This is a genomic window from Microcystis sp. (assembly GCF_048564745.1).
Lineage (GTDB): Bacteria > Cyanobacteriota > Cyanobacteriia > Cyanobacteriales > Microcystaceae > Microcystis > Microcystis ichthyoblabe_A.
Genome location: NZ_JBLZRT010000184.1, coordinates 1 through 20,548, shown reverse-complemented (window position 1 = coordinate 20,548; position 20,548 = coordinate 1). Strand labels below are relative to the sequence as shown.

The following is a 20,548-nucleotide window of genomic DNA, read 5'->3' as shown; positions in this document are numbered from 1 at the left end:
TGCGAAGGTTACATGATATCAGCCAGACTTGGAAACTATCTCATCAAATTAGTCCCCCCATAGAACCCCCTTGAGCCATCTTGCACACTTTTCTCTTTTTGTCAAATTTTATGTTAAGAAAGATGTGACTAATGGATAGATTAAGGGGGGCAGGGGGGATCAGAGGCAAAATCTATCTTCAATTTAATTATAACTACTTACTTATTTGAGATAATTGTTAGAGAATGACTCTCGAATAATTGCCAGTAAAACTTAGATAGGGTTAAGAGACAGTAGGACAAGGAATAGAAAAGAATATTGACCAAAGAAATAATATCTAGTTTTGGCACAGAACTGGATAGTCATAATGATTATTTATCATTTACCCTCGACCAACTCAAAAAAACCCCGGCTGACTTTCCCGATCGCTGCCGTCTGTGAGACAATCGATCGAGTGTTATCCTAAACTCTGCCAATTTTCATGTCCGACGACGCTACTATTCGCACTGCTGTACAACGTCTCTACAATACCTATCCTTTCCCCCCCGAACCGCTCCTAGACGAACCTCCTCCGGGTTACAATTGGCGCTGGAATTGGATTGCTGCCTATAACTTTTGTTGTCATCGTAAACCCGAACGAGAGGATATCCGCATTCTCGATGCGGGTTGTGGTACTGGTGCGGGAACCGAATATCTGCTCGCGCTCAACCCTTTCGCTAATATAGTCGCGATAGATATCAGTGAAAAAGCTCTAGAAATTGCCAAAGAACGCTGTAATCGTTCGGGAGTTGCAGCAAAGCACCGAGGTTCTCTGGATTTTCACCATTTACCCCTCGAATCGGCCACCAATCTCCCCGGAGAATTTGATTTAATTAACTGCGTCGGGGTGCTGCACCATCTCCCGGACCCGATTAAAGGTATTCAATCCCTCGCGCAAAAACTGGCCCCCGGTGGTCTGCTACACATTTTCGTCTATGCACAATTGGGCCGCTGGGAAATCCAGTTAATGCAATCTGCGATCGCACTTTTGCAGGGAGACCGACGCGGGGATTATAAAGATGGGGTCGCTGTCGGCCGAGAGATTTTTGCTTCACTACCGGAAAATAATCGCATTTTGAAACGGGAAAAAGAGCGTTGGTCAATGGAAAATCATCGCGATGAGTCCTTCGCTGATATGTACGTTCACCCCCGGGAAGTGGACTATAATATCGATACCCTCTTTCAACTGATTGATGCGTCAGGATTAGCCTTTATTGGCTTTTCTAACCCTTCCTACTGGCAATTAGAGCGTTTATTGGGTAAATCCCCCGAATTGATGGCTAGAGCGCAAAATTTAGGGGAAAGGGAACGTTATCGCTTGACGGAATTATTAGACCCGGAAATCACCCACTATGAATTTTTCCTCGCTAAACCACCGATTTTGACTGCCGATTGGTCCAGGGATCAAGTCCTAGAGAATGCAGTGGCCGAAGTTCATCCCTGTCTTTACGGTTGGCCTAGTGCAAGTGTTCTAGACTACGATTATCGGCCGGTTAATCTCTCGGAAAGAGAATTTGCTTTTTTACAAGCTTGTGATGGTCGTTTAACCGTGGGAGCAATCGATGCTCAAGTTGGTTTAGGATTAACTGGTGTGCGTTCTTTACAACAGCGCCAACTACTGATTTTAAGTTAGGGAAAATTTGGGGATGTTAGAGATAGCGTCCCTTGGCAATCGGCAACTTGTGAACTAACTTGGCTAAATATTGCCAAAAATTCTTTTTTCTTAACAATTATCCCCTTCCTGTCCCCATAGTTTCAGCCCCAGAATTAACCGGGGCTGAATTATAATAGTTTAAGAAAGTGGACAAGGCTGCTAAATTTCTGATCAGTCCGGTTTTTGCCCATCGGCAACCGGGAGAGTTTAATCATTATCCCAAGATTCCGAGGCGATTAAGTCACCAATTTGATCCCTGAGAAGGTAGTCACACCGTTCTAGTTCACATTCAACACAAACCCACTCCCGGGGGGGAATGAACTGACAGAGAGTGTAGATCGGTTGGTGTCTGCTCACTACCCCCTGTTCTACCATCTGACGGACTTCGTCCTTAATCATCCTGATAGAGTAAGCGGTGGGAGCGGTGGAGAAAGTTATGGCACTCATGGGAGATTTCCTGCAAGATCTACAAAAGAAGTCTTATCACTAACTATAGTCTAACCTATAGGGGGACAAAAGAGATTTTTTGCTGTATCGACGATTACAATTTTTTATATATAGCGAAACCCTCTCCCCTTGCCAGTTTAGGCTTAGGTTAAGAAAAGTTAAATTTATTAGCTAAAAGCTGTCGAGTCCCCTTATACCGAATCGGCTTTTTTAGCCGTCAGGAGTCAGGAGTCAGGAGTCAGGAGTTAGCTTTTTCTCCCTACTCCTCTCTCACCACTTCCCACTTCCCACTTAAACTAATAAATGGGGAATAAAAATAAAAGCCGCTACGAGTAAAGCGGCGATCGAGGCGATTAAAACGGCACCAGCGGCACAATCTTTCGCTATTTTGGCTAAATCATGGTAGGATTGCCCCACCGTCAGATCTACCACTGATTCTAGGGCAGTGTTAATTAATTCTAAGACCATCACCAGAGCGCAGGTAAGGGTGACAATCGCCATCTCCATGGCATCAACCCGCAAAAATAAGCCCCAACTAATCGCTACTAGGGTAATCAGGGTGTGAATGCGAAAATTTCTCTGACTGACAAAAGCATAACGGACTCCGGCCCAAGCGTAGCGAAAACTGACTAATAGATTCGAGGCGACTTGCCAAGCGTATTCTCTTTGACTGGGATTGTTGCCCTCACTCACCTGTCCCGATCGAGGGATAAAATTATTGTTGAGATAGGGATTAGGTATGCTGGCAGATTGGTTGGCTTTATGATAGTTTGTCTTCATATTCCTCAATAATGCTTGACAAAAATAACTAACTATGTATCGGCATTTCGACGGTTTTTAACAAAGTTTCCTGTAAAGATAGCATTTCTAACAGACTTGTTTCATCGGGATGGTCCCAACCCAAAAGATGTAAACAAGCGTGGGCAGTTAACCAGGCCAATTCTCGCGCCAAAGAATGATTTTGTGTTAAAGCCTGTTGTTGTGCTGTCTCCACAGAGATGATAATATCCCCCAAATATAAAGGTTCTGTCTCTAAAATGCCCTCATCGACCGGGAAATCCACTTCGAGAGCGGCAAAAGCGAGAACATCCGTCGGTTGATCTTTGTGGCGATACTGGGAATTATAGGTCCGAATTTCTCGATCGTCTGTTAAACGCAAACTTAGTTCATAACCGGCGGCAACGGGGAGATAATCCGATAGATAGCCTAACCATGTTTCTAACCAATAGTGCCAAGTTTCCCCATCCACAGGACTATTTCCGGGATTAAAATAATTATCCTGTAGGCATAAATCCACCTCTAGGGGCAAAGTCTCACTCACCAGATTTCATCCTAGGGACGCGTCAGATAGGAAATACCGACAAAAAAGCCTAATAGGGCTGCTGTAGTCAAAAAAAAGTGTTTTAACGAGACGCCTTTTTTCTTGACCATATTCCGCATGGCCAGCTTGACGTAACTGGGTTGCGCTTCGGTGGCGGTTTCTACTGCGGGGTCAGTGGTGCTAACAGGTTCAGTCATCAGTAATTCCCCAGACAAGGATTGATCGCTATAAGTGTAACAGATTATTAAAAAAGTGCCAAAAAAATTCAAGTCCGGGGGAAAATCGTTCCCCTTCCGGGATAGTCAAAACCGCTCAACTCCCCCACACCCTACACCCCACACCCCACACCCTAAACCCCACACCCCAGCAGTTAACCCATGTCTTCCCACAATACCGAAAGCATCCAGACTATTTTTCAGAAAATTTGGGGCTATGATAGCTTTCGCTTTCCCCAACAGGAGATTATCGAGACAATTTTAGCGGCAAAGGATGCCCTGATTGTCATGCCCACGGGATTCGGTAAATCTATCTGTTTTCAATTGCCCGCTTTATTAAAAACTGGCTTAACCCTAGTGATTTCTCCCTTAGTGGCCCTGATGGAAAATCAGGTGGAGGAATTATTAGCCAAAAAACTACCCGTCGCCCTGATTCATCACGAAATCCCCCGACAACAGAGAAAGAAAACCTTAGCAGCGATCGCAGATCAAACCCTGCGACTTCTCTATCTTTCGCCGGAAACCCTCTTAAGTCCGCCCCTCTGGTCAAAATTAACCCTTCCCCACGTTAAAATTAACGCTCTCATCCTCGACGAGGCCCATTGTTTAACCCAGTGGGGCGATAATTTTCGTCCTGCTTACCGTCGTCTCGGTGCTGTCCGTCCCGCTCTTCTGCAATCAAAACCGGCCGGCAGCCAAATAGCGATCGCTGCTTTCACCGCCACCGCTAACCCCGCCACCCGTGAGACGCTCACCCGCATCTTACAACTAGAAAAACCACAGCTTTTCTTAATAAATCCTTACCGTCAAAACCTTGACTTAAGCACCAAAATATGTATTAGCCCCGGTTGTCGTCGTCATCAACTATTAAACTTCCTCACCAGTCAACCTCGACAATCCGGCCTGATCTATACTCGTTCCCGTCGCCATAGTGAAAATTTAGCGGCATGGTTGCAATCTCTCCACTATCGCACCAGTGCCTATCATGCCGGTTTATCGCCCTTTCAGCGTCGGGAAATAGAACAAAATTGGCTGCGGGGGGATTTAACTTTTGTTGTCTGTACCTCAGCTTTTGGCATGGGTATCAACAAACCCGATGTGCGTTGGGTTGTCCACTACCAACCCCCAGCTTTACTATCGGAATACCTACAGGAAATCGGCCGCGGTGGTCGCGATGGGGGTAAAATGCAGGCTCTCACCTTAATTAGTGAACCGACGGGATGGTTAGATAATAGCGATAAAAACCAGCAAAAATTCTTTAACTCCCAACAGGAACGCCAATACCGACAAGCTTGGCAAATTTTAGCCCAAATTCCCCTAGAGGGCAAAGTAGAGGCGATTAGTGCCGAATTTCCCGATGGTGCGCTCATTCTCTCCCTTTTACACAGTCTCGATCGCCTAGAATGGCTCGATCCTTTTCATTATCGGCTTATTTATCGCCATAATTCCGCCAAGATGACTTTTAAACCCAAAAATGAGATATTTCCCTACCTCTATACCCGTCGCTGTCGTTGGCACTTTCTCTTAAATGCCTTTGGTTTTCAGGAAAATGCCGATAATTTTCGCTGTGGTCATTGCGATAATTGTCGTCGCAATCGACCTCTGGTAAGCTAGGGAGCGCCAGAACAGGGAGAACAGAGCATTTGTACTAAATTTTTTATGTCTTTTTTCTCCTCCTGTCTCGGATTCTCCTCAGCTAAGTAGCCGGTTATAATTAAATTAAAAATGGATTTTAGGTTCGATCCCCCCTGCCCCCCTTGATAAGCTATCCCTTATAGGGATCTTTCTTAACAATTTTTGCAGTAAGCACTCCAACCCTTATCCTGACTTGATTTCAGTTTTTTCGTTGTCAGTAAGGGTGTCAACAAGGAATATTACAAATTGTTAACCGAGTCTTGAAAGCCTTGTGCCACAAAGGTTTGAAATGTTAAGAAAGATGTGACTAAAGGACAGTTTGATAAGGGGGGTGCCGATAGGCGGGGGGATCACCCCTTAATCCCCCCTTAATAATGGGGCATCTGATAATTTTTAACGCCTACCTAACCCAACGGAAGATTTTTGATTTTTGCAGGAGATCTATAGCGGTTTTCCCAGAAGTTAGTCCCGATTGAATTTATCAAGGGATTTACCATACCTTACCCGAAATAATAGTGAAATTCTGTGACAAAGTGCAGCCATATCTAAGAATCTTTGCTACAATCCTGAGAAGCTTCTGTGATAAGTCTCCTTAAAAGGAGATTGTTTGCAGTAAGCTAATCTGGCTAACACGCTTTTGGGCGTGATATAGGGAAAAGTTCGGGCGATTGCGCCTAAATGGGGTGATAGTCCGAAAGTTGAACTATATCGTTACTCTGGAGAGTGTTATACAGAAAGTTGACCTATAATATGTAGTTAGCCTGTAATATATGTACCTGCAGGAATTGCGGCCATTAAAAATTACAAGGACTATAGTTTTAATTTTTGAGGTACTTTCAAAACAATGAAAATAGATGTTCTTGAAAATTTCTTACCAATATTTTTTGTTATATGGGCATTTTTTAGACCTGCAACAGAAACTGGTAAGTATTTGAATGAGATGAGAGATAAAATTCTTGATGCTAAATCGACTTATACTCTCGAAAACAAGATATTAATTTTTGAAGATTGGAAAGGTATTTTCATAGCTGATGCCCTATATTATTTCTTTATATTCTTACTCACTCTTCTTCTAAGTTGGAATTTCTTCAATAAGATTCCAAATGAGCTATTTCCTATGTATCTTTGTTTATTTATCTCATGTATATCAATTATTCGTATTATTAGATTTTTCCAGATTGGCTGGTTTAAAGAGCGGGTTATATTAGAAAAGTATCTTAAAGAAGAAAAACGTAATTCTCTATGACTTACGCATTGACAGGATCGACCAAATATGAGGTATCGGTTTCGAGCATTTTAACGTGATTTTTTGATGACTTTTGAGCGATCGTCAATCTTGTAGTGCGATCGCAATCGCCGTAGGGTGCGTTCCCTAATGTGGCTCCCACTGCTCCAGCGATTGATTTTTGGGGAACGCACCATGCACATTGATTGAAACTGTGATACCAAATCCTGTTATAATAAAACGAGATATAGGGTGCGTCCCATGCAGCCTTTACCTTTTTGAAAACACTTTCAATGATGTAGCTATGGACTGGGAAACTCGAATTACACTAAATCCCGATATTTTGGTGGGAAAACCTATCATTAAAGGAACAAGGATTGCGGTTGAATTTATCATCGATCTTCTCGCCCAAGGTTGGAGTATGGACACTTTACAGTTATTGAAGAAGACAAAATTAGAATGAGAGACTTAACGGTGCGATGCCGAAGGCACTGCGTAGCAGTACGCCGATCTTGTAGGGTGCGTTCCCTAATGTGACTCCTACTGCTCCAGCGATCGATTTTTGGGGAACGCACCATGCACATTTACTGTGGGTTTAAGTGCGTTCCCTAGTGCAAGTTAAAGTCAGATGTAGGCTGGGTTGACAAAAGGAAACCCAACAACTTCTAGTTTAATCCCCTCCGCCACCTCAACGATAGACACCTCCATTGCTCAGGGTAAAATGAAGGGGCATAGTTGAAAAGAGGTCAAATCTATGACAGTTCGACAACCCCGCTACAGCAAAGAAGAGTTTGCCCGACGTGGCGATGAGATTTATGAATCTCAGGTGCGCCCCCAAATTGAGGAAGGTAATCATGGCAGAATTGTGGCGATCGACATCGAAACTGGAGCGTTTGAGCTTGCCGACGATACGATGACTGCGACTCGGCGACTTTATGAACGATTGCCTGATGCTCAGCCTTGGGTTGTTCGGATCGGCTATCGCGCCGTTCATCGTTTCGGCGCACGGAGTTTAAAAGACGCTCTATGATGATGCAGGGTTACGTCAATCAGAATTACGAAGCAATGCTTTCCTTGGTTGTGAGGAACGGCGACAAACTTAAATCCATTACTGCTGTGATCGATACAGGGTTTACAGGGTTCTTGAGTCTCCCGATTGCTACTATTAGAGAACTTGAATTGTCTTGGAGTTACCGCGATCGGGCAACCTTGGGCGATGGTAGCGAAGTCTTATTTGATATCTATGATGGCATGGTGATTTGGGGTGGGCAGTATCGAGAAATCGAGATTAATGCAGCAGAGACAGAGCCATTGATTGGAATGAGCCTGTTGCGCGGTTATCGGTTGCAAGTCGATACAGTCCAAGGCGGATTGGTTACGATTTCGGAGTTACCGATCGCAGTTTAGAAGCTGATCGTGAGGCACGGTCTAACAGGAACGTTAGTGCGATTGCTGATCTTGTAGCTTGGGTTGACGAAAAGAAATCCAACACCTTCGGAACTAAACTGCGAACGCTAATCTTGTATTGTTCTTAACCTTATACCAATTCTCCAAAGTCTGACTACAGAAGTTTAATCCCCCTAAATCCCCCTTAAAAAGGGTGACTTAAATTCGATGTGTAGTTTTCATTTAGAGAAATGGTATTAAATAGGGTTTGCTGAATAAATCTAAAAACTTTGTTGGATAAGACTTTTAGACCTTTTGGAAATCAAAAAGTACCAGTTCTGGGAGAGATCGGGGGAAAATTCAGGTACTTTTTCTCTGAAAATTAGGTAATTGACCAGATGAGAATCGGTAAAAACCCACACCCCACACCCTGTCCCCACACCCTGTCCCCACGAAAAACTTTTTCAGCAGACCCTAAATAGCCTTTGAGCTACATGAGCATATTCACAGATTGACAGTCAGCGAGGCATTCAGCTATGTTTGAGACATTTAGAGCAAAACTTTTGAATGCCCACGCTTTTGACCGTTGGCCCATATCGATTCTTTTGCTACGCAGGCGATGGCAATGAGCCACCTCACATCCATGTTGAACGAGATCGAGAGATCGCTAAATTCTGACTTCAGCCGGTTCGTCTTCAGAGTAACCAAGGATTTAACCGCACCGAAATTAACCGCGTTCAAAAACTTGTTCAAGAAAACCAAGAACAATTACTAGCAGGCTGGAATGACTTTTTTAACGAATGAAGTATTTGAAACATTGGCAATTCAGCAATTGGCCATCACAGATGACACACTCAGTGTAGATTTGTCTGATGGGCGCACTATATCTGTTCCCCTGGCATGGTATCCTCGGCTCCTGCATGGCTCAACTGAGGAGCGCAATGATTATCGCTTGCTCGCTGGTGGCAGTGGAATCCATTGGAATCAACTAGATGAAGACATTAGCACTAAAAACTTGATTCTTGGCCAACCATCAGGGGAAAGTCAAAAATCCTTGAAGCGTTGGTTAAATAATCGAGTAGCGACTGTCTAAGAAATCACTGCAGCCGACCTGTGTTATATTATTTTTGGATTAGCCAAAATCAATAGCGGCGGGTGAGTTCGGGCGTTACGCGGCAAGTCCTCGGTTAGGACAGTGGCTTGAAGTTGCTTGCGGGGCATTCATTGACGATAAAAATTGCTTGGCATGGATAGCCGTAAAGACAATTTGTAACTACAATTGGTTATTGTAGCTGTCGTTCGGTTATGGAATATAAATGGGATGAAGCAAAACGTCTTGCTAATCTTCGTAAGCACGGAATAGATTTTACCGATGTTCCAGCCGTGTTTGATGGGGATATTGTAACGGTTGAGGACGATCGTTACGGTTATGGAGAGCAGCGTTTTGTCACATTCGGTTTGTTGCAAGGGCGAGTGATTGCCGTTGTCCATACAGAACGTGAGGATTGCACCCGGATTATTTCTGCAAGAAAAGCGACGAAATATGAACAACGAACCTACTTCGAGCAACTCTCAAACTGATTGGCAACGATTGGATGCAATGAGCGATGAAGATATTGATTTATCAGATTGTCCAGAGATTACGCCAGAAATGTTTGCTAAGGCGGTAGTGCGGCGGGGTTTACCTGCTACAAAAGCCAAGGCTCAAGTTATACTCCCCATTGATAGCGATGTATTGTAAAGTTTCAATAGAAATATAGTTAGATATAGTCAGGCATGGCAATATATGGACATGAAACTATCAGACTATTGTTCGTCACGGGATTTGCTTCGTGTAGGCTAGACTGTAAGCAGCTAACTAAATCACCCCTAATTCTTGTGATAGAGATTTCCCCATGCCCCAAGCCTTGAAAGCAATTTATCATAGTGGTACGTTCATCCTTCAAACAGCTTACGATTTACCTGAAGGCACTGAGGTGGAGCTTTTTGTCAAATCACCTCAAATTATTCCCCCAAAGATTACCGATATTGCGGCTAGGCAGAATTTTTTAAGGCTGCTTGTTGAGCGAATGCAACAAAACCCCATTCCCTCTGATGCTCCCCAGTTTACTAGAGATATGTTGCATGAACGCTGTTGACACAAATGTTTTAATTTACGTCAATGATTCGCGTTATCCTAGTAAGCAGGCAATCGCAGCTTCTCTAGTAGCTAATCTGACAGAGGGAGTTTTAATTTGGCAGGTTGCCTGCGAATATTTAGCGGCAAGCCGCAAACTTGAGCCATTTGGGTATTGCCTATCCTTTGCACACCCAACGAACTGATGGGAGATTAAGTCATGTGGACAGATGAAATTGTCGAGGAGATCCACCGAATCCGTGAAGAGTATGCCAAGTCCTTCAACTATGACTTGGATGCAATCTTTGCAGACCTACGCAAAAAGGAAGCAGCAAGCGGCAGAGAAGTCGTAAACTTATTGCGAAAGCCCAGTCTAACAAGTCGTTGGAGCGGCCAGGCTAGAGAGCTTGATGATGGGATCAATGATGCTAACCGCCGCTCAACTTAGTTGTTCCCCACTTCCCACGAAAAACTTTTTCTCTATGTGGGGAAAGATTCGCCAATAGACTGGACAAGAACCTCTAGATGGGCGAGGCTATGGGTGGCCATGGCAGTAAACCGCAGACGACTGGTGGGAACGGTAGGAGGACGAATGGCGGGGGCAAAAATGCCTTTTTCTAGCAGTTTTTGCGATAATTCTAGGGCTTGACCCGGATTGGCTACCGGTAAACATAAAATCGCCGCTTCCGAAGGCAATATATTAAGATTATTTAATTTACTCTTGACAAAATTAATATTTTGGTGTAAGCGTTGGCGACGTTCCGGTTCCAGACGAATAATCTCTAAAGCCATTCTAGCGGCGGCGGTGTCGGCGGGGGATAAACCGGTAGTATAAATCCAGGTGGCGGCGCGATTGCGGATAAAATCGATAATTTTGGCGTTTCCAGTCACATAACCCCCTAAACTGCCTAAAGCTTTACTCAGGGTCCCCATCTGAATTAATTCCCGTCCTTGACAACCACAATATTCCACGCAACCTGTGCCGTTTTCCCCCATAACCCCAGTAGCGTGGGCCTCATCCACCAAAACCATGCAATTATAAATCTCGGCTAGAGCGAGAATTCCCGCCAGGGGACAGATATCCCCATCCATACTAAACACTGTATCAGTGAGCAGTAAACAATGACGATAGTGATGACGGTGGGCTAATAACTGATTTTCTAAATCTTCGAGACTATTGTGCCGGTATTCTTTCACCGTGGCACCGCTTAACTTGGCTCCATTGTTGAGGCTAGAGTGATTGTACTGATCGCCTAAAATCAGGTCTTTCTGCCCCACTAAACAGGTAATTGTCCCCAAATTGGCTAAATATCCCGAACTAAAAACGATCGCGTCTTCGCTATTTTTAAAAGATGCGATCGCTAATTCTAAGTCTCGATGAATATCTCGGTGTCCACTTAATAGACGCGAGCCGGTGCTTCCAGTTCCATAGCGTTGTGTGGCTGCCATGGCTGCCGCGATCATTCTTTCATCGGCTGCTAATCCCAGATAATCATTACTGGCAAAATTAATCAGCGATCGACCCTCTAATTCTATAACGGCTCCGCCCCGGCCTTGAATGGTTTTAACCCTTCGATACCAATTGGCCCGATGGAGGGTTTTTAAGCTATCCTCGATCCAAGAATAAGGATGATTCATAGGCGATTGATCAATATAGCGGTTAGCTAGGGAAAAATAGCCAGATTGTTGGCTAAAAAAGCTCTTTTAAGGGTTAATAGATTCGTAAAAACGACAATCTTGACAGGGACCTGGGGGGTTAATCGCACAGCGTAACAGTTCGGATCTGGCGTTAAAACGACAACTAGCATCCCCCATCACCCAACGTCCTTCAATCAAACTTTTTTCGTTAGGAGTGGGAGCAGTTTGTACATAAAGGGATATTTTGCGTAAACAATAGCCACCAATCTTGTATTGATACTGGTGGTGACGTTCCAAAACCGCATAGGTTTGTCCTTTTAAGGCCAAATAATTACCCGGTTGTGGCATCCAATCCAACTGTATCTCTCCCAAACTTTGCCGCGGATGGGTTAGAATAACCTCCGTTGTTAATGAATCTTGCTCCATGATTATCCCTGTATTCTGGGCTACCTTTGCTCAATGGTAGCCTAGATCTCTGGCTCTCTTATTCTTTGTGTGATAAGTTTAACTTATATAATAGCGATCAATCTTTGTGTCCTTTGTGTCTCTGTGGTTCGTTCCACTCACTCTAGAATTGCCAATTTCCCGATTAGAGTAGAAGATAAACCGCAGGATTTTTCCGAGAATTGACTTTATGGTTTACCCCATCCCGCCTGAAGATAATCTACCGCAAAAATTTCCGAAAATTCCCTTAGATCGTCGCGCCTATGCTTTCCTGATCGACTTTGCCTCGATCTGGTTTTTAAGCTCCTTTGCTAATAGTGCGCCTGTACTGCAATTCTTCCTTTTTCTCCTGATTTGGTGGTGTTTGCGGGTGTTATTGGTGGCGCAGAATCAGGGTCAGAGTTTAGGACGTTGGGCCCTGGATATGAAGATCATCGATCTACGACTTCAGCGTTTACCCGGAATTTTGGAGTTAAGCAAACGAGAGGCGATCGCTGGTGGCGGGGCAGCTTTAATGATGGTAGGGTTAAATACTTTTTTTGGCAATCCTTTAAGCTTGATTTTATTATCTTCGCCCCTTTTCGCCGATTGTGGTATGGCGATCGGTGATGAGCAATTGAACCGCGCTTTCCACGATCGCATCGGTGGCACGATTGTTATTCCCACCCGTCGGGGTTTTTCTCTCGATCTACGTTTAAGAAGGCTTTGGTATCAAGTTAAGGGCAGAATGAGAAGATAAATAGCAGTTATCAGTGATCAGTGATCAGTTTTAAGTTTTGAGTGATACTAAATCCGGTTATTAAAAACTGATTATTTATTCCCCCTTTTGCCTTTTGCCGTTCGGCTGTCCTGATATATAGCCTATACTCAACGGATTTAATATTATTCCGCCATCCGACGGGCATCGGTGGGGGACAAGAAATTAGTCTATTAGGAGTTTACCAAAATGTCAGAAGACAGATTAGAGCGGATCGAGAAAATAGTGGAATCGAACGCTCGCGCTATTCAATCCCTAGCTGATGCCGTCGCTAGTGACCGCGAGGAACGGAAACAGGAGAAAAAAGGGCTTTACGATTACCTAGCTCGAATAGCAAGCGCACAATCAGATTTTTATGAGACTCAAGCCGATTTTTACCGGCATCTAGAGAGAATGGATGATCGACACGCTCAAATGATTGAAATCATCCGACAGATTAACGAGAACAGAAGCGATCAAGTCTAACCTCTAGAAGTTGCCCGTAGCCGTGCCTACGGGCTTAATTAAGCCCGTAGATATTTTGATAATGAACGCTATAGCAGTTTTCATCAGAATAAGACATGGGCAAGGAGCTTAAGTCCTTTGTTGGCAAAACTTGTCGATAAGTACCTAGGCAAAATTAATTACACATATCTAACCCCGCTCTTGCCTCTTGCCTCTTGCCTCTTGCCTATCTTCACTAGGAAATTAATTTTGCACGACTACTTACCTCAATAACGTGAAAAGCGCTATAAATAGCAGTTTCCCGGTCTCTTTTCACTGTTTACTGTTCACTGAAAAAGGCGGGATCGGCCGGGATCGAACCGGCGGCCTAGCGCTTAGGAGGCACTCGCTCTATCCAACTGAGCTACGACCCCAATTTTTTCCCTAACCATGATAAGACATCCACGGCTAAATTGCTGATTGCCATGGATTATTTAGGTTTTTTTGGGGGGGGTAATCTCGACTAATCAGGGAGAAAACGCCTCGATATCCACCCCCTTTCTGTTTTATGGCTACGATTTTGGCAGTATGTTAATTTTATTTGCCCTTGAGGGCTTTTTGAAAATTCTTGCGATAGGCGGGATTAACAGCCAACAGAAGCGGCCAGAACAGCGTTAGAGCCAAACGATTGGGTAAACTGGAACTAAAATTAGTGCTTCTGTATCCATTCCAGAATTTCCAACCACCGGCACCATAAACAATTATTAAGATAAAAATAACGAGTCTCATGCCATCTCATCCTTGAATTTAGACAATTCACACCTCCCATTTTAAGCTTGGGTTTTGCCGACTTGGGAAAACAAAATATTGTCCTGAATCCGGGAGACGGTGTTAGAATGCCGGTTAGGAACTAGCTCGATCGAGGTCGGGAAACTAAAGCCATAATTTGCAAAAACTATTTAAAAACGGCGAAAAGATAGCCTTGGGAGGAAATTATGCGAGCGGTATTAATGGCAGGTGGTTCGGGGACAAGATTACGTCCGCTTACTTGTGATCTTCCCAAACCGATGGTACCGATTCTCAACCGTCCGATCGCCGAACATATTATTAATTTACTGCGAAAGCATGACATTACTGAAATTATCACCACCCTGCACTATCTCCCCGATGTCATGCGCGATTACTTTCAAGACGGCAGCGACTTTGGGGTAAAAATCACCTACGCTGTGGAGGAGGATCAACCCCTAGGCACCGCAGGATGTGTGAAAAATATTGCCGAATGGTTAGATGATACCTTTCTGGTGATTAGTGGCGATAGTATCACCGATTTTGACCTGCAAAAAGCGATCGCATTCCATAAAAGCAAAAACTCGAAAGCAACCCTCGTCCTGACGCGGGTTGCCAATCCGATCGAGTTTGGGGTAGTGATTACCGACAAAGAAGGCAGAATTCGCCGTTTTATCGAAAAACCATCCACCAGCGAGATTTTTTCCGATACTGTCAACACCGGGACCTATATTCTTGAACCAGAAGTCCTCGATTATCTCCCTTACAAAGAAGAAGCCGACTTTTCTAAAGATTTGTTTCCGCTGCTGCTGCAAAGGGGCGAACCTATGTATGGTTATGTGGCCGATGGTTATTGGTGCGATGTCGGTCATTTGGAGGCCTACCGAGAAGCACAATACGACGCTTTATCCGGCAAAGTTAACCTAGAATTTCCCTATCGAGAAAAATCCCCCGGAGTGTGGGTCGGCACTAATACCTATATCGATCCTAGCGCCCACATTGAGGCCCCGGCCATGATCGGCAATCATTGTCGTATTGGTGCAAATGTTCTGATCGAGAGGGGTTCGGTTATCGGCGATAATGTCACCATCGGTGCCGGTTCCGATCTGAAACGTCCCATCCTCTGGAATGGTGTGGTGATCGGGGATGAGGTCAATTTAGCCGCTTGTACGATCGCTAGGGGGACCAGAATCGATCGACGGGCCCAGGTACACGAAGGTGCGGTGATCGGACAATTATCGATCGTGGGGGAAGAAGCGCAGATCAATTCCGGGGTGAGAGTCTGGCCGAGTAAACAGATCGAATCGGGAGCCATCCTCAATATTAACCTGATTTGGGGAAATACTGCCCATAAAAACCTCTTTGGTCAACGAGGAGTATCGGGCCTCGCTAACATCGATATCACGCCCGAATTCGCCGTTAAACTGGGGGCATCCTACGGTTCCATTCTAAAACCGGGGTCAACGGTAATCGTCTCCCGGGATCAACGTAGTGTCTCGCGCATGGTCAGTCGATCGCTGATTGCCGGTTTAATGTCCGTGGGGGTGAATATCCAAAACCTACAAGCGAATGCTTTACCGATTTCGCGGACTTTAGTGTCTAAATTAAACGTAGTCGGTGGCATTCACGTCCGTATCCATCCCGATCGCCCAGATTTTCTCTTAATCGAGTTTTTAGACGAAAAAGGGATTAATGTTTCCAAAGCGAGGGAAAAGAAAATCGAAGGGGCCTATTTCAAAGAAGATCTGCGACGGGTGGGAATGCAGGAAATCGGCAGTATGTCCTATCCGGCTGATATTCTCGATAATTACCGCAAAACCTTTGAAACTCAGCTAAATGTGGAGGCTATTCGCAATAGTAGTTCCAAAATCGTCATTGATTACGCCTACGGAGTCTCAGGGGCAATTTTACCAGAATTACTGGCTAAATTTGGCTGTGATGCCGTGGTTCTCAATGCCAGTTTACGTCAGAATGCCCTTTCCATGCAGGAAAGAGAGTTACTGATCCATCAATTGGGCCATGTGGTGGAGGCCCTGAAAGCGAACTTAGGGGTACAAGTTTCGGCCAACGGGGAACAATTAGTCCTCGTCGATGAGAGTGGTTTATCGATTCGCGGGGAACAATTAACTGCTCTAATGGTGAACACAATTCTGACCGCCCATCCTCGCGGTACAGTGGTAGTGCCGGTTCATGCTTCTAGTGCCGTGGAACAGATCGCGCGTCGTCACGATGGCCGGGTGGTGCGGACAAAAGCCAGTCCTAGCGCTTTAATGGAAGGATGTCAAACTAATCCTAATGTGGTTTTGGGAGGATATGGGCAAACTGGCTTTATTTTTCCGCAATTACATCCCGGTTTCGATGCCATGTTCAGCGTGGCGAAACTTTTGGAGATGTTAACCATTCAGGAACGTTCTCTAGCTCAGGTGCGGGCCGAGTTACCGCGCATTTACAATAAGAATACGGCGGTGCGTTGTCCTTGGAAAGTCAAGGGATCCTTGATGCGCTATCTGGTGGAGACTCACGCTACCGATAATCTAGAGTTGATCGATGGGGTGAAGGTGATTAATCCCCTTAATGATGACTGGGTGTTGATTTTACCCGATGCTGGAGAACCTTTAGTGCATATCTATGCTAACAGTGAGCAGCGGGAATGGGTCGATCGGACAATTAAAGAATATCGTCATCGTGTGCAGTATTTCGTCGAACATTACCAGGGCGAAATAGTGATGATTTAAGAGTTTTCTGCCCTATTATCCACGAAAATTGACTATGATGACTTTTTTGACCTAAAAAGTGTCTTAGCCCTGTAGATGCTCATTTTTCCCGCAAAAGGAAGGCGATTCGATCGGCCGCTGCCTCACCGGTGCGGATCGCTCCCTCAAAAAATCCTGGCCAGCGATCGGCCATTTCTGTGCCGGCCCAGTGAATCGGTCCGACGGGGGCAAAAAGAGCCTCGCCGAAACTTGTCCAGACTCCGGGGGGCATAAAAGCGGAATATGCGCCACCAGTCCAGGGATCCCCGGGCCAATCCACCTCATCGTAACTGATCGGGAAAAGAGCCTCTTGACCGAAATAAATAGCTAAATCCGAGAGGACGGCGGCACGACGCGCCGGACTACTCATGGAGCGCCAACGGTTATAGCGATCGCCAACCACAAAGGTGGCGATTACCCCGACGCCGGTTTCGGGATCGGAACTATCAGCACAGAGTTCCAACCATTGACAATTCCCTTGAGCAAGTCCCGCTAGTCCCTGTTTTCGCCAGAAAGGTTGCTCGTAGGAAATCAGGATTTTAGCGCAGCATCCCATCGGTACTCGTTGGGTTAGTTGTTCTCGCTGGGGTGGCAGCGGGGGATGATAAATAATGCGGCCGGCAAGATGGGGCGGCATGGCAATGATGGCAAATTTGGCGGTAAAAGTGTTCTGGCTGGTTTCTACGGTCACGCCGGCCGAGTCATAATTAAGGCGAAAAACCGGTTCCCCCAGTCGAATTCGCTCTCCTAACTCCGCCGCGATCTTGTCGGGAATTTGTCCGGCTCCGCCATGGATCAGTTCGGCTTCTGGATGTTCAGCTTGAGCGGCGCAATTTTGTCCCCAAAGAACGTGCAGCAGTGAGACTTGGTGGGGTTCGGCCGGTCCGAGAAACCCCACTGCACGGGCCATATAAGCAAAATACCATTGACCAAAATCTGTGGTGGTGTTTTCTTCAATCCACTGGGCAAAAGTTTTACTGTCTAGTTTTTTGGTGTGATCGTTGCTTTGGGGATAACCAGAAGGTAGGGTTTTGGCTAGTTCTTGAAAACGCGCCCATGCTGACATCGCATCTTGCCATTCTGCCGGGCCGATATCGGGTACTTCTCCCTCGTGGAAACCTTGAAAAAAACCATTGAATTCATAGCGTTTGTTGTTGAACACTAGGACAGTTTTTCCCTGATTGGGAGAGGGAAAACGACGTATTTTATACTCGTCGAGGAGGGCTAAAAAACGCTCTTGGGTTGGGCCTACCCACTGACCACCTCGATCGATCCACTGTCCGGAGGGGAGATATTGACCAGACATTCTACCACCGTAACGATTTCGCGCTTCGATCACCAGAACTTGATGACCTTGCCTCTGGAGATTCCGCGCGGCGATTAATCCCGCTAATCCCGCCCCGACAACGATACAATCATAGCTAGTCAACTGGAGATTTGTCATGATTTTAGCTCCACAGAATATTTTATAATTAACAATTATTATTCTCCCCGATTTTTCCCTCAGTTTCTCTATCCATTGGCTCTTTTGATTAAATTATCTGCTGCCATCAATGTTTGATCTTCTTAGCGATCGCTTAAGCCAACACCTAGAACAAATTGTCCGAGAAAGAAACCCTTTTTTCTCTAGTCAAGGACATTTTTATGTGCGAGAATACCTGCGACAAGAGTTAGGCAATTGGGGAAAGGTTGAATCACATTTTTTCTCATTTCAGGGAAAAGTTTACGAAAATTTAATCTTAGATTTGCCTAATAATAGTCAAAAACCTCCGATTTTAATTGGCGCTCATTATGACACGGTGCCAGGGTCGCCGGGGGCCGACGATAACGCCACGGGATTAGCGGTATTATTAGAATTAGCGAGGTTTTTTTGGGAAAATCAGGCTAATTATCCAATTCGTTTAATTGCCTTCGATCTAGAAGAATACGGATTACTGGGGAGCATTGCCTACGCGGAAAAATTAAAACAAACTAAGCAGGATTTAAGGTTAATGTTATCCTTAGAAATGCTCGGTTACTGTGATAAAAATCCCCATTCTCAAAAATATCCAGCTTTTCTAGAATATTTTTACCCCAACACTGGGGATTTTATCGCTTTGATTGGCAATCTCAAAACCCGCAAGGATTTAAATTTTCTCAGTCGAGTCCTGCGGGAAAATCAGACTCCCTGCGAGTGGTTGCCGGTAATTTTTGGAGGTTATATCGTCCCCGATACTCGACGCAGCGATCATTCTCCTTTTTGGAGTCGCGGTTATTCGGCAATTATGGTGACAGATACGGCTAATATGCGTAATCCCTATTATCATAGTTCTCGGGATACAATCGCTACTTTGGACTTAAATTTCCTAACACGAGTCTGTCAAGGTCTCTGTTTTGGATTGCAATCTTTACCGATGAGATAAAAGCAGACCACGGGGGAACTTGTCACAGTAGTCCAGTAGGGTGAGTTACGCTAACGCTAACGCACCAATCCCAGTTAGAAACCCAACATTATTGACGACATTGGTGTGGTTGGGTTTCGCTCAAGCGTCGCTAATATTTGACAGACAAAAGTTATTATTGCTCAACCCAACCTACTGCTTAAGTCACTTGTCTTGGCAAAATTAAAGTCTATCCCGTGTTTTTCGATATCTATGTTGTTCTTTCGATCATCTCACTCAAACTGGATTTTTTGTACTTCACCGCCGAACAATTTTTAAAAATTCCCTTGGTGTAACGATCTCTGTTTTCCCATAGCGTTGCAGTATAAGCAAATCATTGTCACCAGTAATGAGATAGCGTGCTTCCCCACTGGTTGCCAGATTTAGGAATTTATTATCGTCTCGATCTCGGCAAATTTCAGTGTGGTCAGTAGGTCTAATCAGCAGCGAAATTTCCAAAATTCTTACTAGCAGTTGTCGGCGCTACTCCAGTGTAATGTACCTCTCGAACTTTGGGAGAAGAAGTTTTGTGACCAACTCGCATATAGTTGCGGGACTTTGCAGAATAATAAAGTTATTAATCGCGTATTCTACAGCCAAAGCTGGTGTTGTCGTACTGCTTAAGGCGAAGCTTATCAAGACGTTCGTATCGATAACTATGGGTTCACGATTCATCTACTAAAAGCTCTTCCAACTTCTCATCAGTCAATCCCTGACTCTTGGCATAAGCACGAATTTCATTCACCACTTCCATCAAGGCTTGGATGGTTTCTTCCTGTTCGTTTCCCGTCATCTCATGATTCTCGATGGTGAAATCGACACACGCATGAGCAGACAAACCTAACTGCTCGATCGCTGTGGGAATCTCGCTAATTTTAACGTTTCGGATCTTTGCTTTCATCGAAAATTTTGGGTCTGAAACCCCGTCGTAGAACGACGGCTTTACTGTTAAATATTAGCATCGTTTACGAAATATATGCTAAAATGTGAGGTTTAGTGCGGTTGGGTTTCGCTTAAGCGTCGCTAATAGTAGTATCCTAACATCGGCAACAAATAAACCTCCGCAAACCATCTGTAACCATTGCTGGCGAACAGAATTCCGTTGGACAGGATCGGTAATGTGGTCAAAACAGTTATCGTAGGGCGTTGACATATTTTTCCCTCCGAATCCTGACAGGGGGACAAGCAAGCTGAAAAGCTTATGTAGCATGGAATACAGATACAGACTCCAAAAAAAGATAAGTCATATTTACCATATATGACCTAAATAACGAAAATGATAAGTGAACTATACCAGAAAGTGTTAGAAA

Annotated in this window: 26 protein-coding genes, 1 tRNA gene and 2 pseudogenes; 16 read left to right on the top strand and 13 right to left on the bottom strand. The window is 44.8% G+C overall.

Annotated features, from left to right (window positions below):
- Positions 1-460: 460 nt before the first annotated feature.
- Entirely contained in the window at positions 461-1,651 is a 1,191-nt protein-coding gene (locus tag ACOCD9_RS19765; RefSeq protein ID WP_287699809.1) for a class I SAM-dependent methyltransferase, read from the top strand.
- Between the two features lie 228 nt (positions 1,652-1,879).
- On the opposite strand, the gene ACOCD9_RS19760 is transcribed toward ACOCD9_RS19765, so the two are convergent.
- From ACOCD9_RS19760 to ACOCD9_RS19745, 4 genes are all read right to left on the bottom strand, one after another.
- Positions 1,880-2,119, bottom strand: coding sequence for a DUF4327 family protein (locus ACOCD9_RS19760; protein ID WP_002738935.1), 240 nt, complete (start codon positions 2,117-2,119; stop codon positions 1,880-1,882).
- A 291-nt stretch (positions 2,120-2,410) separates the two neighbouring features.
- Positions 2,411-2,899, bottom strand: a complete 489-nt coding sequence (locus tag ACOCD9_RS19755; protein ID WP_287699807.1) for a diacylglycerol kinase — start codon at positions 2,897-2,899, stop codon at positions 2,411-2,413.
- Positions 2,900-2,927: 28 nt separating this feature from the next.
- Positions 2,928-3,440, bottom strand: a complete 513-nt coding sequence (gene ybeY / locus ACOCD9_RS19750) for an rRNA maturation RNase YbeY (protein ID WP_287699806.1) — start codon at positions 3,438-3,440, stop codon at positions 2,928-2,930.
- Between the two features lie 11 nt (positions 3,441-3,451).
- Entirely contained in the window at positions 3,452-3,637 is a 186-nt protein-coding gene (locus ACOCD9_RS19745) for a DUF3285 domain-containing protein (protein ID WP_002752941.1), read from the bottom strand.
- A 180-nt stretch (positions 3,638-3,817) separates the two neighbouring features.
- Here ACOCD9_RS19745 and ACOCD9_RS19740 point away from each other — a divergent pair, with 180 nt between their 5' ends.
- A complete protein-coding gene (locus ACOCD9_RS19740) occupies positions 3,818-5,269 on the top strand; it encodes a RecQ family ATP-dependent DNA helicase (RefSeq protein ID WP_419548252.1) in 1,452 nt (483 codons plus the stop codon).
- 865 nt (positions 5,270-6,134) lie between these two features.
- Positions 6,135-6,536 carry a hypothetical protein gene (locus ACOCD9_RS19735; RefSeq protein ID WP_419548251.1) on the top strand — a complete coding sequence of 134 codons (402 nt, stop codon included), beginning with the start codon at positions 6,135-6,137 and terminating at the stop codon, positions 6,534-6,536.
- Position 6,537: 1 nt separating this feature from the next.
- Here ACOCD9_RS19735 and ACOCD9_RS19730 read toward each other — a convergent pair whose 3' ends face one another.
- Positions 6,538-6,678, bottom strand: a complete 141-nt coding sequence (locus ACOCD9_RS19730; RefSeq protein WP_419548250.1) for a hypothetical protein — start codon at positions 6,676-6,678, stop codon at positions 6,538-6,540.
- A 141-nt stretch (positions 6,679-6,819) separates the two neighbouring features.
- Between ACOCD9_RS19730 and ACOCD9_RS19725 the strand changes: the two genes are divergently transcribed.
- From ACOCD9_RS19725 to ACOCD9_RS19685, 9 genes and pseudogenes are all read left to right on the top strand, one after another.
- Positions 6,820-6,978 (top strand): DUF433 domain-containing protein, encoded by a 159-nt coding sequence (locus ACOCD9_RS19725; RefSeq protein ID WP_002752935.1) that lies wholly within the window; start codon positions 6,820-6,822, stop codon positions 6,976-6,978.
- Positions 6,979-7,269: 291 nt separating this feature from the next.
- Positions 7,270-7,545 carry a hypothetical protein gene (locus tag ACOCD9_RS19720; protein WP_002752933.1) on the top strand — a complete coding sequence of 92 codons (276 nt, stop codon included), beginning with the start codon at positions 7,270-7,272 and terminating at the stop codon, positions 7,543-7,545.
- Positions 7,542-7,922: a clan AA aspartic protease gene (locus tag ACOCD9_RS19715; RefSeq protein WP_002770875.1), complete on the top strand. Its 381-nt coding sequence runs from the start codon at positions 7,542-7,544 to the stop codon at positions 7,920-7,922. The genes ACOCD9_RS19720 and ACOCD9_RS19715 overlap by 4 nt, the downstream gene beginning before the upstream one ends.
- Positions 7,923-8,468: 546 nt before the next feature.
- Positions 8,469-8,705: pseudogene (locus ACOCD9_RS19710) on the top strand (DUF4160 domain-containing protein).
- Positions 8,686-8,994 carry a DUF2442 domain-containing protein gene (locus ACOCD9_RS19705; protein WP_287699804.1) on the top strand — a complete coding sequence of 103 codons (309 nt, stop codon included), beginning with the start codon at positions 8,686-8,688 and terminating at the stop codon, positions 8,992-8,994. Before ACOCD9_RS19710 ends, ACOCD9_RS19705 begins: the two are co-directional and overlap by 20 nt.
- Positions 8,995-9,206: 212 nt before the next feature.
- On the top strand, positions 9,207-9,482 hold the full coding sequence (locus ACOCD9_RS19700; RefSeq protein WP_002795802.1) for a BrnT family toxin: 276 nt from the start codon (positions 9,207-9,209) through the stop codon (positions 9,480-9,482).
- A 19-nt stretch (positions 9,483-9,501) separates the two neighbouring features.
- Entirely contained in the window at positions 9,502-9,642 is a 141-nt protein-coding gene (locus tag ACOCD9_RS19695; RefSeq protein ID WP_223210631.1) for a hypothetical protein, read from the top strand.
- Positions 9,643-9,796: 154 nt separating this feature from the next.
- A complete protein-coding gene (locus tag ACOCD9_RS19690) occupies positions 9,797-10,039 on the top strand; it encodes an antitoxin family protein (protein ID WP_287699803.1) in 243 nt (80 codons plus the stop codon).
- A gap of 198 nt (positions 10,040-10,237) precedes the next feature.
- A complete protein-coding gene (locus ACOCD9_RS19685; RefSeq protein ID WP_419548249.1) occupies positions 10,238-10,465 on the top strand; it encodes a hypothetical protein in 228 nt (75 codons plus the stop codon).
- 32 nt (positions 10,466-10,497) lie between these two features.
- Here the strand turns inward: ACOCD9_RS19685 and bioF are convergent, their stop codons facing one another.
- Both bioF and ACOCD9_RS19675 read right to left on the bottom strand, forming a co-directional pair.
- Positions 10,498-11,655 (bottom strand): 8-amino-7-oxononanoate synthase, encoded by a 1,158-nt coding sequence (bioF, locus tag ACOCD9_RS19680; protein WP_287699802.1) that lies wholly within the window; start codon positions 11,653-11,655, stop codon positions 10,498-10,500.
- 66 nt (positions 11,656-11,721) lie between these two features.
- The gene (locus ACOCD9_RS19675) at positions 11,722-12,081 is read right to left on the bottom strand and encodes a DUF6464 family protein (RefSeq protein WP_287699801.1); all 360 of its coding nucleotides are present in this window, start codon (positions 12,079-12,081) and stop codon (positions 11,722-11,724) included.
- A 208-nt stretch (positions 12,082-12,289) separates the two neighbouring features.
- Between ACOCD9_RS19675 and ACOCD9_RS19670 the strand changes: the two genes are divergently transcribed.
- Both ACOCD9_RS19670 and ACOCD9_RS19665 read left to right on the top strand, forming a co-directional pair.
- The gene (locus ACOCD9_RS19670; protein ID WP_159294702.1) at positions 12,290-12,838 is read left to right on the top strand and encodes an RDD family protein; all 549 of its coding nucleotides are present in this window, start codon (positions 12,290-12,292) and stop codon (positions 12,836-12,838) included.
- 207 nt (positions 12,839-13,045) lie between these two features.
- A complete protein-coding gene (locus ACOCD9_RS19665; RefSeq protein WP_419548248.1) occupies positions 13,046-13,321 on the top strand; it encodes a hypothetical protein in 276 nt (91 codons plus the stop codon).
- Positions 13,322-13,639: 318 nt separating this feature from the next.
- Here the strand turns inward: ACOCD9_RS19665 and ACOCD9_RS19660 are convergent.
- Both ACOCD9_RS19660 and ACOCD9_RS19655 read right to left on the bottom strand, forming a co-directional pair.
- Positions 13,640-13,713: transfer RNA gene (locus ACOCD9_RS19660), tRNA-Arg, on the bottom strand.
- A 163-nt stretch (positions 13,714-13,876) separates the two neighbouring features.
- Positions 13,877-14,068 (bottom strand): hypothetical protein, encoded by a 192-nt coding sequence (locus ACOCD9_RS19655; RefSeq protein ID WP_061433415.1) that lies wholly within the window; start codon positions 14,066-14,068, stop codon positions 13,877-13,879.
- A 206-nt stretch (positions 14,069-14,274) separates the two neighbouring features.
- Between ACOCD9_RS19655 and ACOCD9_RS19650 the strand changes: the two genes are divergently transcribed.
- Positions 14,275-16,800 carry a sugar phosphate nucleotidyltransferase gene (locus tag ACOCD9_RS19650; protein ID WP_419548247.1) on the top strand — a complete coding sequence of 842 codons (2,526 nt, stop codon included), beginning with the start codon at positions 14,275-14,277 and terminating at the stop codon, positions 16,798-16,800.
- A 79-nt stretch (positions 16,801-16,879) separates the two neighbouring features.
- Here the strand turns inward: ACOCD9_RS19650 and ACOCD9_RS19645 are convergent, their stop codons facing one another.
- Positions 16,880-18,262 (bottom strand): flavin monoamine oxidase family protein, encoded by a 1,383-nt coding sequence (locus tag ACOCD9_RS19645; RefSeq protein WP_419548246.1) that lies wholly within the window; start codon positions 18,260-18,262, stop codon positions 16,880-16,882.
- A 109-nt stretch (positions 18,263-18,371) separates the two neighbouring features.
- Between ACOCD9_RS19645 and ACOCD9_RS19640 the strand changes: the two genes are divergently transcribed.
- Positions 18,372-19,220, top strand: coding sequence for a M28 family metallopeptidase (locus ACOCD9_RS19640; RefSeq protein WP_419548245.1), 849 nt, complete (start codon positions 18,372-18,374; stop codon positions 19,218-19,220).
- Positions 19,221-19,496: 276 nt separating this feature from the next.
- On the opposite strand, the pseudogene ACOCD9_RS19635 reads toward ACOCD9_RS19640, so the two are convergent.
- The 3 genes and pseudogenes from ACOCD9_RS19635 to ACOCD9_RS19625 form a co-directional block, all read right to left on the bottom strand.
- Positions 19,497-19,913 (bottom strand): annotated as a pseudogene (locus tag ACOCD9_RS19635) (putative toxin-antitoxin system toxin component, PIN family).
- Positions 19,903-20,139, bottom strand: coding sequence for a hypothetical protein (locus ACOCD9_RS19630; RefSeq protein WP_419548244.1), 237 nt, complete (start codon positions 20,137-20,139; stop codon positions 19,903-19,905). Before ACOCD9_RS19630 ends, ACOCD9_RS19635 begins: the two are co-directional and overlap by 11 nt.
- Positions 20,140-20,217: 78 nt before the next feature.
- Entirely contained in the window at positions 20,218-20,391 is a 174-nt protein-coding gene (locus ACOCD9_RS19625; RefSeq protein ID WP_419548243.1) for a hypothetical protein, read from the bottom strand.
- Positions 20,392-20,548: the final 157 nt, after the last annotated feature.